General features: G+C 38.7%; 2 protein-coding genes. Both read left to right on the top strand.

Going from position 1 to position 3,026, the window contains the following annotated elements:
- The coding region (gene merP, locus VJ786_RS16485) for a mercury resistance system substrate-binding protein MerP (protein WP_336558056.1) at positions 1–332 on the top strand (332 nt) is incomplete at its 5' end.
- Positions 333–350: 18 nt separating this feature from the next.
- Positions 351–2,246 carry a mercury(II) reductase gene (merA, locus tag VJ786_RS16480; protein ID WP_000760788.1) on the top strand — a complete coding sequence of 632 codons (1,896 nt, stop codon included), beginning with the start codon at positions 351–353 and terminating at the stop codon, positions 2,244–2,246.
- The last annotated feature ends 780 nt before the right edge of the window (positions 2,247–3,026 follow it).

The raw sequence follows: 3,026 nt of genomic DNA, 5'->3' as shown, positions 1-3,026 counted from the left end.
TGCTAGTGGTTAGTGCATGCAGTAACGAACAAGAAGTCCAAAAAACTGAAGTATCTAAGAGTGAAGTGAAAACAACTGCTATGAATTCAGAGAAGGATGTAAAAGCTATTACTGAAGCTGAGAAGACGGGGACATTCATGGTTATAGCAGGGATGGATTGCTGCCCGCCATCAGTTGTGGAAGATGCCATTGCACAGGTTGAAGGTGCTGGCAAAACAGCCATTAAAGTTAATGGAAGCACCGCGGAAGTAACGGTTTCTTTTGATGATACGAAAACCAATTTAGATGCAATTAAGACGGAGGTTTCAGACTTGGGTCTCCCCGTCGAATAAAAGGAGGATATTTTTACCATGAAAAAATATCGAGTGAACGTGCAAGGAATGACATGTTCGGGTTGTGAACAGCATGTAGCTGTCGCTCTTGAAAACATGGGTGCAAAAGCGATTGAAGTAGATTTTCGCCGTGGAGAAGCTGTATTTGAGCTTCCTGATGACGTGAAAGTTGAAGACGCGAAAAATGCGATTGCTGACGCAAACTATCACCCGGGCGAAGCAGAAGAATTTCAATCGGAACAAAAGACGAATTTATTGAAAAAATATCGGCTAAACGTTGAAGGAATGACCTGCACTGGTTGTGAAGAACATATTGCGGTTGCTCTTGAAAATGCAGGTGCAAAAGGGATTGAAGTAGACTTTCGTCGCGGAGAAGCACTGTTTGAACTACCGTATGATGTAGACATTGATATCGCGAAAACAGCGATTACTGACGCACAATATCAACCGGGCGAAGCAGAAGAAATACAAGTGCAATCGGAAAAAAGGACAGATGTAAGTTTAAATGATGAAGGTAACTATGATTATGATTACATCATCATCGGTTCTGGTGGAGCTGCCTTTTCATCTGCCATTGAAGCCGTTGCTTTGAACGCAAAAGTGGCTATGATTGAGCGTGGAACGGTGGGTGGAACTTGCGTTAATGTCGGATGCGTTCCTTCTAAGACCTTATTAAGAGCAGGGGAAATCAATCATCTAGCAAAAAATAATCCATTTGTGGGATTACACACTTCGGCTTCAAATGTTGATTTAGCGCCATTAGTAAAACAAAAGAATGATTTAGTAACCGAGATGCGAAATGAAAAATATGTGAATTTAATTGATGATTATGGTTTTGAATTAATAAAAGGTGAAGCAAAATTCGTAAATGAAAATACAGTTGAAGTAAATGGCAATCAAATCACAGCCAAAAGATTTTTAATAGCTACAGGTGCTTCTTCAACTGCACCTAATATTCCCGGATTAGATGAAGTAGATTATTTAACAAGCACTAGCTTATTGGAATTAAAGAAGGTTCCAAATCGTCTTACCGTAATTGGTTCAGGATATATCGGCATGGAATTAGGACAACTATTTCATAACCTCGGGTCAGAAGTCACTTTGATTCAAAGAAGCGAGCGTCTATTAAAAGAATACGATCCTGAAATTTCAGAAGCCATTACTAAGGCCTTAACAGAACAGGGAATTAATTTAGTAACAGGTGCAACCTATGAACGAGTTGAGCAAGATGGAGACATTAAAAAAGTTCATGTTGAGATAAATGGTAAAAAGCGAATTATTGAAGCAGAACAATTGCTAATTGCCACTGGAAGAAAACCAAATACAGAATCATTAAACTTACATGCAGCAGGCGTTGAAGTTGGTTCCCGTGGTGAAATTGTCATTGATGATTATCTTAAAACGACCAATTCCCGAATTTATTCAGCTGGAGATGTCACTCCCGGTCCCCAATTTGTTTATGTAGCTGCTTATGAAGGTGGACTTGCTGCTCGTAATGCAATCGGAGGACTAAATCAAAAGGTCAATTTAGAAGTGGTTCCAGGCGTTACGTTTACTTCTCCATCGATTGCAACGGTTGGTTTAACGGAGCAACAGGCAAAAGAAAAAGGATATGAAGTGAAAACATCGGTATTGCCGTTGGATGCTGTTCCAAGAGCGCTCGTTAATCGGGAAACAACAGGTGTTTTCAAATTAGTGGCAGACGCGAAAACATTGAAAGTGTTAGGGGCGCATGTAGTGGCAGAAAACGCAGGAGACGTAATTTATGCAGCAACATTAGCTGTGAAATTCGGTTTAACTGTTGGAGATCTGAGAGAAACGATGGCTCCATATCTAACAATGGCAGAAGGATTGAAGCTGGCTGTCCTAACTTTTGATAAAGATGTTTCGAAATTATCTTGCTGTGCTGGATAAGTTAGAAAAAAGATTCCTGATTATTGCTCAGGAATCTTTTTTCTGTTTTATGAATAAGGTTTTCCGTACTTTGCCAAATTAACTTTAAACTGTTTAAGGAAATGAAATATTTATATAGCATATTTGTTTTACACGGTTTATTATGTCAACAATCTGTGCACTTTGGTTAAGTCTTCTTGCTATTGAAATCTATAAAACTTACTTAATAAAAAGGATTGAGTTTCTCTACAAATTATCGAGGAATGACTAATGGTGGCAGAGGAATAAATCCCTTTTTAACAGCCATTGAGTCAGTGGCTAGGTGCAACGATTTGCACGATGATAATTACGAATAAATGCATCACTTACGTCTGCTCGATGGCTCGAAATTGCCCCAGTATTCCAAAGTCCATAAATCCCTGTACGGCGAAATAATGTCCAATGAGTATCTTCTGGTCATCTATAAACAGGCGTTTGAATATCTCCTAGTTCCTTAACTGTTTTTGATTCCGAAATAGCATTATATGGAGCTGGAACAGTGTAACCAAGACGAATTAAAATTTGATATAACTCTGTTAGATTGGGTTCGCATACATCCCGACGATAGATTTCCATAAGTTGTTTTAATTGAGGATTCTTTAAAATCTGAATGTATAAATTACATTACCCCAAGCAAACCCATTCGCGAAGGTAGCCTTGGGTTACCATATAATACTCGCTAGTATCAAGGAAACGGTTTTCATGTCGAGTTTATTATAGAAATGTTGCAATAACACCATTTTAAAGATGATGTTACTTCTA

Origin of the sequence: Sphingobacterium tenebrionis (assembly GCF_037126265.1) — a bacterium.
GTDB classification, from domain to species: Bacteria; Bacteroidota; Bacteroidia; order Sphingobacteriales; family Sphingobacteriaceae; genus Sphingobacterium; species Sphingobacterium tenebrionis.
This window is presented reverse-complemented; position numbering and strand designations above follow the sequence as displayed.